This window comes from Dysgonomonas termitidis (assembly GCF_042654545.1).
In the GTDB taxonomy this organism is placed as follows: domain Bacteria; phylum Bacteroidota; class Bacteroidia; order Bacteroidales; family Dysgonomonadaceae; genus Dysgonomonas; species Dysgonomonas termitidis.
In genome coordinates this window covers 1-690 of sequence record NZ_JBHSGN010000214.1, presented here as the reverse complement: position 1 = coordinate 690, position 690 = coordinate 1, and the positions used below count along the sequence as shown (strand labels likewise).

2 protein-coding genes are annotated in these 690 nt (G+C 56.4%); both read left to right on the top strand.

What is annotated here, in order from left to right:
* Positions 1–298, top strand: a 298-nt coding sequence (locus tag ACFO6W_RS26270) for a FimB/Mfa2 family fimbrial subunit (RefSeq protein WP_380002125.1), incomplete at its 5' end; no start/stop codon positions are given.
* Positions 295–690: fimbrial protein (locus ACFO6W_RS26265; protein WP_380002123.1), on the top strand; the 396-nt coding region annotated here is incomplete at its 3' end. The genes ACFO6W_RS26270 and ACFO6W_RS26265, both read left to right, overlap by 4 nt.

The following is a 690-nucleotide window of genomic DNA, read 5'->3' as shown; positions in this document are numbered from 1 at the left end:
CTACGGTTCACAGGCGGCCTTTACCGGCAGCCTGCTGGAAGCACGGCTGACCATACTGAAACTGGCCACAGGCTGCAACACTTCGCTGGTCATACGCAACAGGGCGGATAACAGCGAACTGTACCGCGGCGACCTGCTGGGAACGCTGCTGCTGAAAAACCCGGAAGTGAACCTGGCCTGCGACCATGATTTCACGATCCGTTTCACGGCCAAAGACCAGTGCCGGTGCGGGACCTATATGATTACGGAAATTTGGGTGAATAACTGGCTGGTACACAGCTATACGACCGACTTATGAAAACGATGGAATCCAGGACGCTCCTATATATCCGGCTTTGCGTATGGCTACTGCTGCTAACGGGCTGCCGTGAAGAAGACCCGCAGAACCCCGATGCGGGCCAGTCTTATATCTACCTGTCGGTAAAAGCCTCTTCGGGGAGCATCAATGAAGACGCGGGCGGGGAAGACCGGGTGAGCGAAGTACGGATGATGGTTTTCGATGCAGGCGGCAATACCGTTTACAATGGCCTGCCGGATTTTCCCGCCGGTTTCGCAAGCCGGAGCCGCGGGATAAAGTTCAGGCCGGGAACCTACGATTTTTATTTCTTTGCCAACGAATCGGCCTATGCAGGCTTCAGCCAGGCGCTGGCCTCGGTGACCAGTGTGTCGCAGTTGCAGCGTGATCCGCGT